The organism is Ensifer sp. M14 (genome assembly GCF_003355565.1).
In the GTDB taxonomy this organism is placed as follows: domain Bacteria; phylum Pseudomonadota; class Alphaproteobacteria; order Rhizobiales; family Rhizobiaceae; genus Ensifer.
Genome location: NZ_QJNR01000014.1, coordinates 682,453 through 698,875, shown reverse-complemented (window position 1 = coordinate 698,875; position 16,423 = coordinate 682,453). Strand labels below are relative to the sequence as shown.

Annotated in this window: 12 protein-coding genes and 8 pseudogenes; 7 read left to right on the top strand and 13 right to left on the bottom strand. The window is 57.7% G+C overall.

Annotated elements, in window-relative coordinates:
- Positions 1 to 1,885 (top strand): putative Ig domain-containing protein (locus BLJAPNOD_RS35505; protein ID WP_158556200.1); only part of this gene is annotated, 1,885 nt, incomplete at its 5' end.
- A 162-nt stretch (positions 1,886 to 2,047) separates the two neighbouring features.
- A pseudogene (locus tag BLJAPNOD_RS31745) lies at positions 2,048 to 3,058 on the top strand (IS630 family transposase); the annotation flags it as partial.
- A 126-nt stretch (positions 3,059 to 3,184) separates the two neighbouring features.
- Here BLJAPNOD_RS31745 and tnpB (BLJAPNOD_RS31740) read toward each other — a convergent pair.
- Both tnpB (BLJAPNOD_RS31740) and BLJAPNOD_RS31735 read right to left on the bottom strand, forming a co-directional pair.
- A pseudogene (tnpB, locus tag BLJAPNOD_RS31740) lies at positions 3,185 to 3,304 on the bottom strand (IS66 family insertion sequence element accessory protein TnpB); the annotation flags it as partial.
- On the bottom strand, positions 3,301 to 3,747 hold the full coding sequence (locus tag BLJAPNOD_RS31735) for a transposase (RefSeq protein ID WP_115422709.1): 447 nt from the start codon (positions 3,745 to 3,747) through the stop codon (positions 3,301 to 3,303). The pseudogene tnpB (BLJAPNOD_RS31740) and the gene BLJAPNOD_RS31735, both read right to left, overlap by 4 nt.
- Positions 3,748 to 3,899: 152 nt before the next feature.
- On the opposite strand from BLJAPNOD_RS31735, the pseudogene BLJAPNOD_RS31730 reads away from it, so the two are divergent.
- A pseudogene (locus BLJAPNOD_RS31730) lies at positions 3,900 to 4,930 on the top strand (IS110 family transposase).
- Between the two features lie 564 nt (positions 4,931 to 5,494).
- On the opposite strand, the gene BLJAPNOD_RS31725 reads toward BLJAPNOD_RS31730, so the two are convergent.
- Complete coding sequence (locus tag BLJAPNOD_RS31725; protein WP_115422708.1) at positions 5,495 to 5,896, bottom strand: carboxymuconolactone decarboxylase family protein; 402 nt, start codon at positions 5,894 to 5,896, stop codon at positions 5,495 to 5,497.
- A 327-nt stretch (positions 5,897 to 6,223) separates the two neighbouring features.
- Here BLJAPNOD_RS31725 and BLJAPNOD_RS31720 point away from each other — a divergent pair.
- Positions 6,224 to 6,391, top strand: a pseudogene (locus BLJAPNOD_RS31720) (ATP-binding protein); the annotation flags it as partial.
- A gap of 211 nt (positions 6,392 to 6,602) precedes the next feature.
- On the opposite strand, the gene BLJAPNOD_RS31715 reads toward BLJAPNOD_RS31720, so the two are convergent.
- Complete coding sequence (locus tag BLJAPNOD_RS31715) at positions 6,603 to 7,340, bottom strand: hypothetical protein (protein WP_115422707.1); 738 nt, start codon at positions 7,338 to 7,340, stop codon at positions 6,603 to 6,605.
- A 198-nt stretch (positions 7,341 to 7,538) separates the two neighbouring features.
- Between BLJAPNOD_RS31715 and BLJAPNOD_RS31710 the strand changes: the two genes are divergently transcribed.
- Positions 7,539 to 8,528, top strand: a complete 990-nt coding sequence (locus tag BLJAPNOD_RS31710) for an IS5 family transposase (RefSeq protein ID WP_115422706.1) — start codon at positions 7,539 to 7,541, stop codon at positions 8,526 to 8,528.
- 326 nt (positions 8,529 to 8,854) lie between these two features.
- Here BLJAPNOD_RS31710 and BLJAPNOD_RS31705 read toward each other — a convergent pair.
- From BLJAPNOD_RS31705 to BLJAPNOD_RS31670, 9 genes and pseudogenes are all read right to left on the bottom strand, one after another.
- Positions 8,855 to 8,972: pseudogene (locus BLJAPNOD_RS31705) on the bottom strand (IS630 family transposase); the annotation flags it as partial.
- 23 nt (positions 8,973 to 8,995) lie between these two features.
- Positions 8,996 to 9,109 (bottom strand): annotated as a pseudogene (locus BLJAPNOD_RS35760) (IS5/IS1182 family transposase); the annotation flags it as partial.
- A 321-nt stretch (positions 9,110 to 9,430) separates the two neighbouring features.
- Positions 9,431 to 10,141, bottom strand: a complete 711-nt coding sequence (locus BLJAPNOD_RS31700) for an IS110 family transposase (RefSeq protein WP_199566071.1) — start codon at positions 10,139 to 10,141, stop codon at positions 9,431 to 9,433.
- Positions 10,141 to 11,277 (bottom strand): annotated as a pseudogene (locus BLJAPNOD_RS31695) (IS66 family transposase); the annotation flags it as partial. The pseudogene BLJAPNOD_RS31695 and the gene BLJAPNOD_RS31700, both read right to left, overlap by 1 nt.
- Before the next feature lie 45 nt (positions 11,278 to 11,322).
- Positions 11,323 to 11,676 carry an IS66 family insertion sequence element accessory protein TnpB gene (gene tnpB, locus BLJAPNOD_RS31690; protein ID WP_343215836.1) on the bottom strand — a complete coding sequence of 118 codons (354 nt, stop codon included), beginning with the start codon at positions 11,674 to 11,676 and terminating at the stop codon, positions 11,323 to 11,325.
- Complete coding sequence (locus tag BLJAPNOD_RS31685) at positions 11,673 to 12,119, bottom strand: transposase (RefSeq protein ID WP_115422704.1); 447 nt, start codon at positions 12,117 to 12,119, stop codon at positions 11,673 to 11,675. Before BLJAPNOD_RS31685 ends, tnpB (BLJAPNOD_RS31690) begins: the two co-directional genes overlap by 4 nt.
- 375 nt (positions 12,120 to 12,494) lie before the next feature.
- A complete protein-coding gene (locus tag BLJAPNOD_RS31680; protein WP_244611167.1) occupies positions 12,495 to 12,764 on the bottom strand; it encodes a transposase in 270 nt (89 codons plus the stop codon).
- Between the two features lie 76 nt (positions 12,765 to 12,840).
- Positions 12,841 to 12,987, bottom strand: a pseudogene (locus BLJAPNOD_RS35755) (helix-turn-helix domain-containing protein); the annotation flags it as partial.
- Positions 12,988 to 13,075: 88 nt separating this feature from the next.
- Entirely contained in the window at positions 13,076 to 14,311 is a 1,236-nt protein-coding gene (locus BLJAPNOD_RS31670; protein ID WP_147294619.1) for a hypothetical protein, read from the bottom strand.
- Positions 14,312 to 14,467: 156 nt separating this feature from the next.
- Between BLJAPNOD_RS31670 and BLJAPNOD_RS31665 the strand changes: the two genes are divergently transcribed.
- Both BLJAPNOD_RS31665 and BLJAPNOD_RS31660 read left to right on the top strand, forming a co-directional pair.
- A complete protein-coding gene (locus BLJAPNOD_RS31665) occupies positions 14,468 to 15,154 on the top strand; it encodes a class I SAM-dependent methyltransferase (protein WP_115422702.1) in 687 nt (228 codons plus the stop codon).
- A gap of 251 nt (positions 15,155 to 15,405) precedes the next feature.
- Positions 15,406 to 16,416 carry a KpsF/GutQ family sugar-phosphate isomerase gene (locus tag BLJAPNOD_RS31660; RefSeq protein WP_115422701.1) on the top strand — a complete coding sequence of 337 codons (1,011 nt, stop codon included), beginning with the start codon at positions 15,406 to 15,408 and terminating at the stop codon, positions 16,414 to 16,416.
- The last annotated feature ends 7 nt before the right edge of the window (positions 16,417 to 16,423 follow it).

The following is a 16,423-nucleotide window of genomic DNA, read 5'->3' as shown; positions in this document are numbered from 1 at the left end:
CGCGCCAGCAACCGTGACCATCACGGTCTCTGCTCCGACCATCGCTATCTCGCCATCGTCGCTTCCGTCCGCCACCATCGGTACGGCCTACAGCCAGACGATCTCCGCCTCCGGCGGCACTGCATCCTATAGTTACGCGATCAACAGCGGCGCGCTTCCCGCCGGACTGACCCTCAGCCCCGGCGGCACCGTCTCCGGCACGCCCACCGCAGGGGGAACCTTCAATTTCACTCTGACTGCGACCGACGCTTACGGCTCAACAGGATCGGCGGCCTACTCAGTTGTCGTCGGCGCACCGGTTGTCGCATTCACATTTGCGCCGCCGGGCGGCGCTTTGTCCGAAGCCATGGCGGGTGAGGACTACAAACAATCAATCTCCGCCAAAGGCAGCGCCGGCGCACTGATGTACAGCGTCCTGTCCGGAGCCTTGCCGAACGGCATGGTCCTCAACGTCTCGACCGGTGAACTGACCGGACCGCTCGCAGTCGGTTCCGAAGGAGATTACACTTTCACGATCCAGGTTCGTGACACAAACGGATCCACGGGCACGGCCTCCTTCACCCTGGAGGTGAAACCACAGACCGTTACTGTCGAGAACCAGATCGTCAACGTGCCTGCCGGTTCTTCGCCCCCCAACGTCTATCTCAACCGGGGCGCGACAGGCGGGCCGTTCGCGTCGGCAGCGCTGCTCTCAGTGGAGCCGGAATATGCAGGCACGGCGGAGATCATCCAGGGGGAATTGGCGCAGGCGGGTCCGGCCTCGACCCCGGTCGGCTGGTATCTGCGGTTCACGCCGGATCCCGCCTATTCGGGGCAGGTGCGCATCGGCTATCGCCTCACCAGCGCCCTCGGCGCTTCCAACACCGGAACCATAACCTACATCCTCGCCTATGATCCAGGGGAAGTCGCCGAGGACATCGACCGCCTTGTGCACGATTTTGTACGCACACGACAGAACCTTATCTCTTCGTCAATCAAGGTTCCCGGCCTTCTGGAGCGCAGGCAGATGGAGCAGGCGACCAATCCGGTCACCGCCCGCATCACCCCCTCTGAAAGCGGTTTGATGGGTGGGTTCTCCACCAGTATCGCCCAGCTTGAGACGGCAAGAGACGGAGCCGATGGCATATCGGGCGGCTATTCCTCGCCCTTCAACATCTGGATCGACGGTGCTTTCCTCGCCCACAACGACAAGGACGTCAACGGCGGCAAGTGGGGCAGTTTTGCCATGATCAACCTGGGAGCGGACTATCTGCTCTCGGAACAGGCGCTGCTCGGGCTGTCCTTCCACTTCGACCGGACAACCGATCCGACCGACACAGACGCAGAACTGACCGGAAACGGCTGGCTTGCCGGACCATATGCCTCGCTCGAACTGGGGAAGGGCGTGTTCTGGAATGCCAGCTTCCTGTATGGCGGCTCATCCAACGACATCGATACGCAGTTCTGGGACGGTACATTCGACACCCAGCGTTGGATGGCGGATACCTCCATCGAGGGACAATGGTATCTCGATGAGAACACTGTCTTGACGCCGAAGCTCAGAACCGTCTACTTCTCCGAAGAGGTGGAGGACTACGCCGTCAAGAACGGTGCAGGTGACACGCTCACGATCGACGGCTTCAACGAGGAACAGTTCCGCGTCAGCCTCGGCGCTGAGATCTCACGCTCGTTCACACTCCAAAACGGCTCGGTTGTAACCCCGACGGTCGGGGTGACGGGCGGCTATTCCGGCCTTGACGGTTCCGGTGCGTTCGGCTCCATCGAGGCCGGACTGTCGCTCGAAACCGCCGAACTCTGGATGCTTGACCTCAGCCTGCTCTTCAACATCGAAGGCGAGGGAGAACGGTCCGCAGGCGCGCGTGTGGGAGCCAGCAAGGCGTTCTGACGCGAGGCGCCGTCCGGCGTATCGAGGAACGGGATCACTCCCGCAAGTGATCGCGGCTGGTGAGCCGGAGCGGAAGTTGCAGTTACCTTGGCGACGGGCATCGAAACGGATGCCTCAAGGTTCATTGCGATCTTTGCCGGGGCTGTCCTTGACGGAGAAGATCTGCGGCGGCTGGTGCGGCAGACGAAAGACGCAGCGCAGGTACGGCGCTTGTTGGCGCTGGCGTCGATCTATGACGGAGGCTCGCGTTCCGATGCCGCCCGGCTCGGCAATGTCACGCACCAGATCGTTCGAGACTGGGTCATGCGTTTCAACGAACGTGGTCCCCAAGGGCTTATTAACGGCAAGGCTCCCGGTCAGCAGTCACGGTTGAACGATCAGCAGCGTGCGGCTTTGGCGCAGGCCATCGAGCGTGGACCGACACCCTATCTCGACGGCGTCGTTCGCTGGCGTCTATGCGATCTGGCCCAGTGGCTTTGGGAAGAGTTTCACCTTTCTGTGAGCGAGCAGACGTTGAGCCGCGAAGTGCGGGCCATGGGCTATCGCAAGCTTGCCGCCCGGCCCAAACATCACGCGCAAGACCCTCAAGCTATTGAAGATTTTAAAGAAGTTTTCCCGCCGCAGTGGCTGAGATCGCAGCCGGAGCGGCCCGAGGATAACGCATAGAGATTTGGTTCCAAGACGAGGCCCGGATCGGGCAAAAGAACAAGATCACGCGCCGCTGGGCCAAACGCGGAACGCGGCCGTGCGCGCGCCATGATTAACGTACGAGATCGGCCTATATTTTCGGGGCGATCTGCCCAAAGCTCGGCAAAGCGGCAGCTCTCGTCATGCCGTGGTGCGATACCTACGCCGACGCAGCACCCGGCCGAAATCGCTCGCCATGTAGATAAGGATGCGCACGCCATTCTTATCGTGGATCAGGCAGGCTGGCACATGTCCAACAATCTCGTCGTGCCCGAAAACATCACCATCCTGCCACTGCCGCCGAAATCTCCCGAACTCAACCCGGTCGAAAACCTCTGGCTCTTCATGCGCGAAAACTGGCTCTCAAACCGGGTCTTCAAATCCGACGATATCGTCGCCCATTGCTGCGATGCCTGGAAAAAGCTCGAAAGCCAGCCCTGGCGCATCATGTCTATCGGTCGCAGAGAATGGGCAAATCGGTTCTGATCAGTGAGAACGCGTATAAGCTAAAATATTATGTGGCGGAGAATTCCAGATTCAGAGAATTCCAGATTTGGCAGTCCCCGGCTGTCGCCGGGACGGCTCCGCCACAAAATCTCACCCGATGCATAAATACGGATCAGCCGCAAGCGCCGATGCCACCAATGCCACTAGGCCATTCATGCCGCGCCGGAAGTCGACAGGCTGCGTAGCAACCATGATCTTCACTCCACCAGGGGAAAGTCCGATCACCGGCGACCCCGCAACGCCGCCACGATCGCGTGCGCCAACTCGGGCGCCACCGTACCGATCACGGTCATGTGCGCGCCAGCAATCTCGATCTCAATCCGACCTGCGGCGAAGTGGGCGGCATCCGATTGAGAGCCCTGGTGGGCCGCTTGATCGCCGACCACCGTTACCGGCACGAACATCGCCTGCTGCGCGCAGACCTTGGCCGAGGGACGAGTGGTCAGCCCAGCCTCCCGACGCCAAACATTCAACAAGCCGCGATTGACGCCCCAGCGCCGAGCAACGGCCGAGATGTTCACATCAGGTTCCGCGCTTTCCGCAAGGATGCGCGCCTTCTCCTCGTCAGTCCAATTCCGCCGCTGGCGACGACCGGTGATCATCTCGATCCGACGATATTTTCCCTCATGCCTGGCTTCATGCATGTCTTCATCCATGACTTCAAGCATGGCATCAGCGCGATCTCCAACATGGCGTAATCGCGGCGCGATCCTCCCAGGTCCTTTTTATAGAGTGATGGCTGGCGGGGGTGGTTGCCCCGATATGATGGGAAAACGGGCTCACGATTGGAACCGGGCCCAAACATCGAATGGAGGCAACCGTGGACCAATATATCGGGCTCGACGTTTCATTGAAAGACACCGCGATCGCGATCCGACAGGACGGGCAGCGGATCTGGCGGGGGAAGTTCCTTCGGACCCAAAACTTCTGGCGGAGACGATCCGCAAACACGCTCCGCACGCCAAGCGCGTCGTATTCGAGACGGGGCCGCTGTCGACGTGGTTCTATCATGCGCTGACGGCCGAGGGGGTTCCCGCGATCTGTATTGAGGCGCGGCACGCGCAAAAGGTGTTGAATGAGACGCTCAACAAGACCGATGCCAATGATGCGGATGGTTTGGCCCAGTTGGCCGAAGCCGGCTTCTACAAGCCGGTCCGGGTAAAACCGTTCGACAGCATGCTGACACGCACGCTGGTCAAGAGCCGAAATCAGCTCTTGGGCATATCAATCCAGCTTAGCAACCAGATCCGTGGCCTGATGAAAACGTTCGATCTTATCGTCCCCAAAGGATCAGCTCGGGTGTTTGATGGAAATGTGAACGAGCTCTTGAGTGGGAATGGCGGCCTGGCACGGATCATCTTGCCGCTGCTTGAGGCGTGGCGCGACATACGTAAGCGCGCGGCCGAACTCGGACGCCAATTGCTCGCAGCGGCACGAGAAAGCCAGGCTACGCAGCTGCTAATGACGATACCCGGCATTGGCGCCGTCACGGCCGTCTCCTACGTCGCAGCAATCGAAGATCCAGACAACTTCAAAACGTCGCGCTCGGTTGGCGCGTGGCTCGGGCTGACAACGCGGCGTTACCAGTCAGGTGAAACCGATTATGACGGCCACATCTCACGAAGAGGCGATAGCCAATTGCGGGGACTGCTTTATGAAGCGGCGACGGTGATCCTCACGAGAACCAGTACCAAGAACGAGAACAGTCTAAAAAACTGGGGGCTTAAGCTGCGCGAGCGGTTGGGCTTCAAGCGCGCTGCGGTGGCGGTCGCGCGAAAGCTCGCGGTCATCATGCACAGCATGCTAAAGACAGGAGAAGTGTTCAACGCATTGGCCGGCACCACCGCATAAGCGAACTGCCAGCCTTCTCACCTCAGCGCGCCAAACCCGATTTGAGGCACTGAGCGTCCCTGCTGCGGACGTGGGTTAGATCATTCCGCTTGAATGGCTGCAGCTCACTGACACTGCGCCTCCAACATAGGAAGATCCTTCCTGCGAAACCCATTATGCGGCGACCATATGTCGACCGCGGAGACAACCCTGCTCCCGGCACCGGACAGCTCTGTACAAACATGGTCGCTGAGGCCGGAACTAAGCAATCCGCTATGCAGCGCTGCGCCGCCGGCAAGGGGCGCTTACCACATACAACTCTGATTAAGTAGCGAACAGGCTGCGCCCAGCGGTGCGTCCATGCTGTGTCGCATGTACACCTCGATCACCAGCCACATGAAGGCAAGGACGAAAGCACGTGTTTCGTCGGTTCGATGGGTTAAGGCTGGCTGTCTTGACGAGGTGGAGAAGTTCACAGGTCCCCAAGCGCCACTGCCTGTGCACCTGTTGGAGGCTGATTTCTGGTCCCCGTTGGGACGCCCCTCACGTCTTTCATTCTGAACACCTTATCATAGTTGAAGCGATCTAGTCTGAAGACCGTTCGCACTCGGCCAAAACTTCGGACACAACACGGAAACAATCCATTGCTGTGGGCACGCCGCAATATGCGCCGATTTGCAAGAGGATTTCCTTGATTTCACCGGGGGTGATGCCGTTGTTGAGCGCGCCGCGAGCATGGACTTTGAATTCATATGGTCGGTTCTGGGCTGCGAGCAGCCCGAGATTGACCATGCTCCGGCTCCGATGATCAAGACCCGGCCTGTTCCAACAGCCGTCCCAACACCATTCCGTGGTCAGTACTTGCATTTCCCAACTGAACTCGGTCGCGTCCGCCAAAGCACGGTCGACATAACGATCCCCCAAAACCTTGCGGCGCGTCTCAAGCCCACGCCTGAAACGCTCCGATACATTCCTGTGATTGTCCACACTAGACTCCCAAACCTATAAGCAATGGCGACAGTGCCGACCATTAAGGGCTGTCAACCGAAACCGGATCAACGGCCCGCATTGGCTAACCCAGCGTGCCATTTAATGGAAATACTCGCACTACATGCTCGCTGCGGCCTAGCGCAAATGCCACCGCAGCGGGCGATGTACCGCGAATTCAAAGCTCCATTAGCATTCTTGCGCGCCGTAAGCAGTCTCATTCACCCCTACTATCCCCTGGCCATCCAGACGAGCGCCATCGGTATGGCTTCTATATATGTGATGGCCGCAAGTACCGTCAGCGCGATGACGAACATCGGAACAAGTTCGCGGCTGATCACCAGCAATCTTCCGTTTGACAAATGGACAGAAACCTTGGGATCCGAACGTCTCACCGGTGCGCTGCTCGATCGCATCACCCACAATGTCAACATTCTCGAAATGAACGGCGACAGCTATCGTCTCGCCCAAAGCCGCGCCCGAAAGGCCGGCTGAAACCCCTTCAGAAAATCGACGCGCACGCATGAGACCCCCGCTCGGGCTACGCCCTCCCGGAGGTCTCATGCGTGCGCCACAAGTGGCCTGGTTTTGCTCCGCCGCCTGGCCGGATTTTACTCCGGCGTTGACAGATTTCATGAACGATCCGGCGGTGAATGCGCGACGAGAGAAAGCGTTGATGAGGCAGACAGCGGCGGAATTAAGAGCGTCAATGCACGCCGATGTCGCTTTGCCTATCCCATTCCAACTGCAGGCAAGCTGGCCAAAGTGGCGTCTTGTGGAAGGATCCGTCTTGGAGAAGAGTGAGCCCCTCTCGTGCCTCATAGAGCAAGCCGAGCCAACACAAGCGTCGAAAGACGCCATACTGGAGATTGGATTTCAACTCCCAGGCTTCTATGGTCATTTCTGTGCCCGAAAGAAGCGCCAAGTCTGGACAGAGGATCTTCACGACGTCTATTGGCGTGCACCCTTCCCTGGCCTTGATGTTGAGAAGGTTGAGGAGCATGCGCCACCAAGGTAACCGCGCTCGGACCTCCTCTTCCCGCTCCGTCGGATGGACATACGAATAGAGATAATGCGTGGCGACCAAATCGAAGAAGGCTTGCGGGTTTACCAGGAACTCCCGGCCGCGCCTTGTTGGTAGCAGCAGATCTTTTTTCCGACGAAGAAGCTTCAGATGACGGGTCATGTCGCGCACGACCCAAAGCGGCGGCATGTCGCTTTCATTGAGCACCTTGTTCATGCTGTAGAGGTATTCTGCTGTGAATCCTGGCCAAAGGAAGTGCACAGCGGCCCAATGCACAAACTTGCGGTTCATGGCGCCGGTCGCCGTCAATCCGATGCCGCCCTCACCGTCAGCATAGGCAACCGAAAGCAGCATACCGCGAAGAAGTGGGGACAGTGCGGCGACATCGACGTCGCCATGCAGCTTGATTTCCGGAAGCATCGTGCGGCTGTGAGCCCTACCTCGCCCTATGCAGGTGCAAGCGATTATCAACCGGCGACAAAACAATTACTACTGAGAAAGCTTAAGTATCCGTTTTGATCAAGCGGTTTTTGGAGTCCATTTTCGAGACGTTGGTGCGCGGATCGTTAATGGCGTTGGCTTAGGTGATCGGCTAGCGCAATAACCGGTCTCTCACCTATGCCTTTCAAACACAATGCTGCCCGCCGTCATCATATCGGCAAGATGAAGTTCAAGCTGGCGAACTGGGCGGAATATGAGGCCGGCCTTCGCCGGCGCGAGAGCCTGACACTGTGGATAACGCCAGAAGCGCTATCATCATGGCAGGCGCCGAAGCGCAAGACGCGTGGTGGCCAACCACGCTATTCCGATCTGGCGATCCAGACTGCTCTAACGCTGGGCCTGGCGTTCGGCTTGCGACTGCGGCAAACCGAAGGCTTTCTGACATCAGTGCTGCAACTGATGGGACTGGATCTCGCCGTCCCTGATCATACGACATTGAGCCGACGAGCACGGACATGGCGATCTGCTGGCAGGCGGGAGCGTCGCAAAATTCCGACCAACGAGGCCATTCACGTCCTCGTCGACAGTACTGGGCTCGAATTCTACGGCGCTGGCCAATGGCTGGAGGAGAAGCACGGTGCCAAATCCCGCCGGGGCTGGCGCAAATTGCATCTGGCATTGGATGCTGACAGCGGCGACATCATCGCTCACGTCATGACCGGCCAAGACATGGGCGACAGTTCACAAGTGGGACCACTCCTTGACCAAATCGACGGTCCGATTGGCAAGTTTACAGCCGACGGCGCCTATGACGGCGACCCGACCTATGACGCGGTCACCAAGCATAGCGCCGGCGCTGCAGTGGTCATTCCGCCACGCGCCAACGCGGTGGAACGGCCGGACGCCGATCTTTCACGTCAACGAGACCGTCATATAGCTGCGATCAACACGGACGGGCGGATGAAGTGGCAAAGCGCCACCGGCTACAGCAAGCGATCCTTGGTCGAGGCCGCGATCGGCCGCTACAAGTCGATCATCGGACACCGGCTGCGAGCACGCTCATTCGCCGCGCAACAGACGGAAGTCGCCATCGGCTGCACCATCCTCAACCGAATGCTGGCTTGTGCACGCCCGAAGTCCGTCCGGTCCAAGATAACAACGGCATAGTCACCGCATCAAAGATGCAGATTCCATTCAGGCTGGGAGCCATGCACCAAAGCCGCTGAACGAGGATGACTTTGATTGGGAGACGAACCTGCTGCGCAAGGCGGAAATTTACCTCGACTCGAAGGAATACGGAAAGTTCTGGTTCGATTCAGAACCGCCGGGGCTCTAGTCGCTGCTGGGTGAAAGTTCCGTGGCAGGTCACTTCATCCATGACTTCAAGCATGGCATCAGCGCGATCTCCAACCATCCCGTTCCGCTCCTATTGGTGAAGGAGCTTATCTCGTGACCTCGATCACAAAAGGAAAGGTGGGCTGTTCGTAGCGTTCACTACCGTTCATCGCGCCATCAAGGACCATCGGCGCGGTCATGCCGGACAGCCTGAGCGCACCAGGTCGCGGTCTTCCAGTGCCCATGCGGCACAGCAGAACGTAAACGAAGGGCCTGACTGAGAATGGTATCGACGACCTTCAAAATCTACTCGCAGACATCAGGACGTGGGATGGTGGTATCCGCCAGTTCCTCGTCGACGAACAATGCGATCCCGAGATCATCGAGCGCGTCATGGCCGATGAGGCAAAGCGCATCCCATAGTCGCCCGCTCGACCAGACGAAAATGCGTTCGCCGGACGTGTGTGGACGCTCCCTAGAATGCAAGCAAAATCTTCACTCAGTCTTGAACGGTGGTCGGGTGCTGACGTGTGTCCGGCCTCTAGTTGCGACCTTAATACGTCGCGGGCCCATATGGGAGTTCGCGGATCAGGTCCAAAACGCTCACGCGCACTCGAGGTGCCGTCCGGCAGAACTGGTTTTCCTAATCCCGTCTCGTGACCGTTTGTCCATATCCTTCGTTCGACCTGCTTACACTCGCAATGGCGGTTTGAAATCCTCCACCAGAGCTGATCTTATGCTGCTAGCCGTTGTTCCTCGTAGCGACCTCCGCTTGTCATAAGCGCCCAAGCAAATCGCGCCATCCTGTTGGCGAGTGCAACAGTGACCAGCATCGGCGGCTTTTTCCCGATCATTCGCGATAACCAGGATCCATCTAACGCTCCGCGCCTCGATGCCCAGCGAACAACCGCTGATGCCCCAATTATCAACAATCGACGAAGATCACGCTGCCCCATCTTCGAAGTCTTGCCGAGCCGGGGTTTGCCGCCAGAAGAATGCTGCCGCGGTGTCAAACCCATCCAAGCGGAGAAATCTCGACCTCGTGTAAACGTATCTGCAGGCGGCGCTAAAGCTTCGAGCGCCGTCGCGATGACAGGCCCAATTCCTGGAATGCTCATGAGCCGCTTGGCAACGTCATCCTGCCGCGCCCTCCGACCAATTTCCAGGTCAAGTTCCCGAACCTTATCAACGAGTGCCCGCAATGTTGAAACCAATGCTAAGCAGGGTGCGCGTGCCGCCTCGGTCAAGCTGGAGCCATCGTCTTCAACGTGACTGACCAGAATACCGACATGCGAAGGGCCTTGGGGAACGGTAATTCCGAACTCGGCCATTAGACCACGCAAAGCATTGATGATTTGGGTCTTTTGTCGAACGAGAAGGTCACGTACCTTGAATACCGTCGCCGCAGCCTGCTTTTCCTCGCTTTTAACTGCTACGAAACGCATATGTCGGCCAGTTCAAAGAATTTGCGCCGCGCGTGCGCATGACAAATGGCGAAGGTGATCGGTACCGCTTTCTTTTCGGCGACACTGAGCGGCTCGAAGCCATTGTAACAATCACTCTGCAGAATACCGCCATACTCGGCCAGGTGCTTCTGCGGGTGCTCGCCGCGGCGGTCGCTCGACGCATAGTATATGGCCGCCGGCGCTGCCGCGCCGCCGTAGGGTCGATCATCGCACACGTACGTCCATATTCGCCCGGTCGTGCATTTGTCTTTGGCCTGGATGGGAATGGTGGTGTCATCGCCAAAAAGGCGCTCGGCCGCGAAGACATGCACCTCGATCAGATCAAAGATCGGCAGGAGGGCGACTGTTCCATACCCGACCTGGTCGGCCAGCGTCGAGGTCGAGAGCTCAATGCCCTCGCATTTGAACCGGGTGCTCTGGCGGTTGAGAGGGCTATGCATTCCAAACTTATCGAACAGGATCGTCGCCAGCAGTTGAGGACCGATGAAGCCGCGCGGCGTGGCATGGAACGGCGCCGGCGGCTGGCTGATCGCCTCGCAGTCGCGGCAGGTAAATTTCTCCCGCACCGTCTCGATCACTTTGAACCGGCGCGGAACCTCCTCGAGCGTCTCAGTGACGTCCTCGCCCAGTTTCGACAGGCGCGACCCGCCGCAGCATGCACAGGTGACTGGGGGATCGATCACCACGCGCTCACGCTCGATATCCTCCGGCCACGGCTTTCGGACCGGCCGTTTGCGCGTGAACGACCGCACGCTCGAGGTCTTGGCGGCAGCCGCCTGCGCTGCGGCTTCATCTTCCGTCGCCGCCATCACCAGTTCTTCGAGCTGCAATTCCATCTGGTCGATCAGGCGCGCCGTGCGCTCGGATCGCCGGCCGCGCAGTTCCCGCTTCAGCTTTTCGATCGCCAGTTCCAGACTGGCAATCAAGGCCTCACTGTCCGACAGCATGGCCTGCGCATTGGCGGCTTGCGCCACCGCAATGTCCCGCTCGGCGACGACGGTATCGCGCTCGGCAATAACGACATCACGTTCAACCTGTAACATCTCACGCTCGGAAAGCAGCGCCAGATAGGCGCTCGCAAGGTCCGCAGGAAGATCCACAGGCTTCGAGGTCATGAAGCCATTCGATCAGATTCACTCAATATTTTCAATGCAATAATGCTATCCTACCCGCGTCGGACGCCAGGTTTCCTGCGGATTGCGCCAGTCGATCCCGGACAACAAATAAGACAATTGCGCCGGTAAGATCGCTACCGCGCCGCCCTCCATATTCGGCCAGATAAACCGACCCTTCTCCAGCCGCCGGGTAAAAAGGCAGGCGCCCAGACCATCATGCCAGATGATCTTCAAAATATCCGATCTGCGGCCCCTGAAGACGAAGAGATGCCCTGACAACGGATCATGCTTCAGAACCTCCTGCACCCGAAGCGCCAGAGAGGGAAAGCCACAGCGCATGTCCGTATACCCCGTCGAAAGCCAGACCTTGACCCCTGTTCCCATCGGAAACGGATTCACCGCAGCGCCTCCAGCCCGCGTATGATCCGAAGCAGCGCTTCAACGTCGACATCGCGGTCCACGATCACACGGCGACCATTCGCGCTGACAACCTCCATAAGCCCACTTTGTGCCGTCGAAGAATTGGTCGGCGCAACAACCCGCATGCCTGGCTCCGGGACCAACAGTGCAGGAATAAACCCTTCACTCCCCCGGCCATTGCCGAGCCGTCCCTCGCGAGCTGCTTTACGCCAATCGTTCAACTGAAAGCGTGTGATCCCATGGCGACGTGCTGTTGCCGTGATCTGACGCGGGGCAGAATAACTCTCCGCCACGATCGCAAGTTTGGCCTCGTTGCTGAAACGGCGACGCCGCCCGCTATCGACAATCTCCATACGGCTAACTTGCGGCCGCTTCTCTATCGTTAAATCCACGGTTCTCACACTGTCTATATTGACGTCCATATAGACAGAACATCCAGTTCGCCTCACTTCTCAGCAAGGCGGCCCTCCTCGGATGCGTACTCTAAGCTAAAATATTATGTGGCGGAGAATTCCAGATTTGGCAGTCCCCGGCTGTCGCCGGGACGGCTCCGCCACAAAATCTCACCCGATGCATAAGAAGGGATCGAGACCGCCATCCCGCACCAGCGCCATCAAGGACGCGGCGCCCTTGCGGAAGTCGACCGGCTGGCACGACACATAAACCACCACACCCGACGCGATCATGCCTTGCGAACCGCCTGCAGAACCTTCATCAGGTGATCAGGGTCAAAATCGCCGCCGAGGCGCACCACGATATCGCCGATGACGATTTCCACCGCAGAGCTGCTGACAGTTTCAACGCGCGAACTTGATCTCCTTGCCCGTTCTCTCCGTCAGGGGCGCAACAACTCCCGACGCCAGTGCCTTGCGACGCCACCCATAAAGCTGCGAGGGATCCAAGCCTTCAGACCGGGCAACCGCCGAGACATTGGCCCCAGGCTGCAGCGTCGCGGCGACGATCCGCGCCTTTTCGTCATCCGACCAATCCCGCGGCTTGCGCCGACGTCGGACGGGTTCTGCCGTCAAAACCTCAAAGGATCGAGACTGATTCACACTATCATTCATAAGACTCTCCGCATGACTCATGCAGAAAATCGCCGATCAGCAGTCCAAATGATACGTGGGGTGCCCTACGCGCTTACATTTGGCCCTGCCTCGCGCTGGCAATCCACGCGATGGCCGTTGAAATTCCAATCCCGAACCGGGCCGCCGCTGATCGTGCCGACATGCCATCTCGAGACGCAGCCAGAACACGGCTACGAAGATCCTCACTGAAAGCACGGGGCATATCGCCTCCGACCAAATCACCAGTGGGGCAACAGAATCAGAAATCGGCCAACAATCCTCCGTCCGATTCCGCGTTCAGCGGACGTGCTCTAGCTGCCAAACGGGCGGACTAAAAGTTCCTTACCGCCAGCTGCGACCGACAATATGAAGAAAACTCCATCCAACGTCGGCGCCCCACCTGCACCATGCTCTACCAGGTCGTTCGCCCCGCCGCACTCCAAGAGGTCAATGTAATCGAGGTCTGCTGCGCCTCTCAAAGTATCGAACACATCTAAGGCTAGAGGAACTCGCACTCCAGAAGCATACCCTCCCCTTCGCACCGATAACTGTTCAAAAATAGCCTCCCATGGAAGTATAGTCACTTTTTGAGCAGCATCCTTGAATTTTTCTCTTGTTTTTGACCATTGAGTCGCGGCATCATTGGGCACACTGCCGAGTTTTGCTTGAGAGACATAAACGAGTTCATCAAATGGCTCACAGTCTTTCGCGATATCCAATGCTGTATCTGGCGAGAAGACCATTCGAAGTCCGAGCTCCTCAAATCGCCGACGAAATTCGAGCGGAATCATCCTATCCATAACTTTTATAGCGAACGAATCTCCAGTAAGAATTCGACGCCGCCGCTCGATGGTCCCGAATGCGTTGAAGATCCTGTCGAATGCAACACGGTAGGAACGAAATGCGGCCCAAAATGCCTCTTCATGATTGCGTGTCCGATAGACTTCCGTCAGGTACAGGTATCCAAGTGCAGACGGATGAAGATCGCGGTCAACAAACAATGATTTAAACTTTACCGCATCGGCATCAGCAAACCGCCACATCCCCTGTACATCGTTCGCGAGAAGTGTCATTTCGACGATATTCCAAGAAGGGTGAGCGAGAACGCCATTGGCATTCAGATAACGCTTCTCCATGCGACACTGAATCGCCTGCATGGCTAGCGTCCATTGGAGTATAAAAAGATTGTCACCAAATACTCTACGCCATTCGGCCAGGGCAGCGAGACAAAGCGACTTCATTCTCTGATCACTCAGTGCATCGATCTGATCACGCTCAACGTGTGTATAGCCGTCCTCAAAAATCTCCTCTCGCGAGAAAGGCCAATCTCGCACCCGTCTGTTTCCGAAGCGGAAATCACCGACAATGAGGTAAACCTTATCGCCCTCCTTAAAGTCTCTCCTCACTCGCTCAAATGACGACTTGTGCCATACAGGATAGCCGCCATCTCCAACAAAAGTAATGTCACGCGCGGGCCTTGGATATCCAAGGCCGTTTACAACGTGGCGCCAACGCGGCACATGTGACGGTCCCACAACAAAAAGCACCAAGCCCCCCCAATTTTCACGCTAGTTCCCAAAATGCCGGTTATCATAAATGGGAAGTCGAAACACATAGAGATTGCTGTTAACTCCACAAGATGTTTGACCTTGAGCGGGTAACAGAGATAGCGCGTGCTCACAGCTGCACCAATGGAGTATTGAATGTCGCGAATAAGGATTGTTCGAAACGGTGTGGAGGTCGAGCACGATCTGCGGTTAGAGTCGGGCGAGCGACAAATTGCAGATACATATGGTGCTATCCGTGCCGATCACAGGGTCCGCTATGAATGGGCAGACAGGCATATCCCACGAGATAGCTACGGGTTGGACGTTTTCTGTGGCAACGGGTATGGAACGCACTTACTCTCGAAGACCCGTCACGTACTCGCCATCGACGGTTCTGAAGAAGCGATAAGGCTTGGACGCGAAAAATTCGGCACACCCTGTGCGATGTTTTGCCAGAACTATTTTCCGTTCTCGTTACCTGAAGCCCGGTTCGACTTTGCAGTATCATTGGAATCAATTGAACACGTACCTGATGGGAGAGCCTTTTTTTCGGAGATAGCAAATTCATTGAGACGCGGAGGCACGTTCGTGTTCTCAACACCATGCGAAGATCACTTGCCCTTTGCAACGTCGGGAAATAAGTTTCATTTCAAGCACTTCACACTCGAAGAGACATTGGATTTGATCCGGGATAGCGGTTTGGAGCTAATTACATGGGCAGGCCAAGATTGCTACGAGATGTCTAAAGATCGACGGCCACTGAAAGCCCTTTCGGACGACAGGATAACTCTCAAAACGGAACAGGCTGGCCAATTCACAATCGTTGCTGCGAGAGTAGCATAGTCGCTGATCTTATTCCCAGCCAACAAAAATTGCACAGACGCCTCCTATCAAGGACGGTCCAGTTTCTGGGAAAAATCGCACCAAGAAGAAATTCTTGCGTACGAAAATGCAGAACACACCTGGTATTTTGGTCAAACCCGGCGGCTTTTGGCTTGGTTTGCCGAGAAAAAACGCTTATCTGCCTGCCTGCAATGGGTCTGGGAAACGCCGCTTCTAGCCGGCGCAAACGTCTTCGCGGGAATGGAAACACCATGGGTTTGAGACACGCATCAGCGGATGAGCGTCGCGGTTCTGCCGCATTGGAGTCGGTCGGCAGGACGCTGACGACGGCAATGGCAGGCATCAAGGCGCTCGCCGATCATCTCGGTGCCGATGCGCTGTTTGCGCAAAGTATGGCCGAAGCGATCGAACTCATCGGTGACAGCCAGGGACGCGTTGTCGTTTCGGGTATCGGCAAGAGCGGCCATATCGGCCGCAAGATGGCCGCGACGATGGCATCGACAGGGACGTCGGCCTATTTCGTTCATCCGACCGAGGCCAGCCACGGCGATCTCGGCATGGTCACGTCGCAGGATGTGCTGATTCTTCTGTCCTGGTCGGGCGAGACGGCGGAACTCGCCAACATGCTCACCTATGCCAAGCGCTTCAAGGTGCCGATCGTCTCGATCTCGTCCAACCGTGACAGCGTGCTTGCCCGTAACTCCGAAGTGCCGATCGTTCTGCCGAAGGTTCAGGAAGCCTGTCCGCATGGGCTGGCGCCGACGACGTCGGCGATGCTGCAGCTCGCGGTCGGCGACGCACTTGCCATTGCTCTGCTCGAGCGCCGCGGCTTCTCGGCCGAAGATTTCAAGACATTCCATCCCGGCGGCAAGCTCGGCGCACAGCTGCGCCTCGTGCGCGAACTGGCGCATGTGGGCGAACAGGTGCCGCTCTTAAGCGTCGGCCGTCCGATGAGCGAAGCCGTGATCGAAATATCCTCCAAGGGGTTCGGCGTCGTCGGCATTGTTGATGAGGAGGGCAAGCTGACCGGCGTTATCACCGACGGTGACCTTCGTCGCCATATGTCGGACGATCTGCTATCGCAAACCGTCGAGGCGGTGATGTCGCGCAATCCGCGCGTCGTCAGAGGCGACGTTCTGGCAAGCGCAGCGATGGAGTTCATGCAGGATCACAAGGTGACCGTGCTCTTCCTCGTCGACGACGATGGGCTTCCAGTCGGTATCCTGCACATTCATGACCTGCTTCGTACCGGCGTCGCCTGACGTTCGA

Excerpts from the sequence above, each read along its gene's own strand:
- BLJAPNOD_RS31665 (WP_115422702.1), top strand. The coding sequence starts at position 14,468 with ATGTCGCGAATAAGGATTGTTCGAAACGGTGTGGAGGTCGAGCACGAT.
- BLJAPNOD_RS31710 (WP_115422706.1), top strand. The coding sequence starts at position 7,539 with ATGCCTTTCAAACACAATGCTGCCCGCCGTCATCATATCGGCAAGATG.
- BLJAPNOD_RS31735 (WP_115422709.1), bottom strand. The coding sequence starts at position 3,747 with ATGCTTGAAGTCATGGATGAAGACATGCATGAAGCCAGGCATGAGGGA.
- BLJAPNOD_RS31700 (WP_199566071.1), bottom strand. The coding sequence starts at position 10,141 with ATGCGTTTCGTAGCAGTTAAAAGCGAGGAAAAGCAGGCTGCGGCGACG.
- BLJAPNOD_RS31715 (WP_115422707.1), bottom strand. The coding sequence starts at position 7,340 with ATGCTTCCGGAAATCAAGCTGCATGGCGACGTCGATGTCGCCGCACTG.
- BLJAPNOD_RS31680 (WP_244611167.1), bottom strand. The coding sequence starts at position 12,764 with ATGAATGATAGTGTGAATCAGTCTCGATCCTTTGAGGTTTTGACGGCA.
- BLJAPNOD_RS31685 (WP_115422704.1), bottom strand. The coding sequence starts at position 12,119 with ATGGACGTCAATATAGACAGTGTGAGAACCGTGGATTTAACGATAGAG.
- BLJAPNOD_RS31660 (WP_115422701.1), top strand. The coding sequence starts at position 15,406 with ATGGGTTTGAGACACGCATCAGCGGATGAGCGTCGCGGTTCTGCCGCA.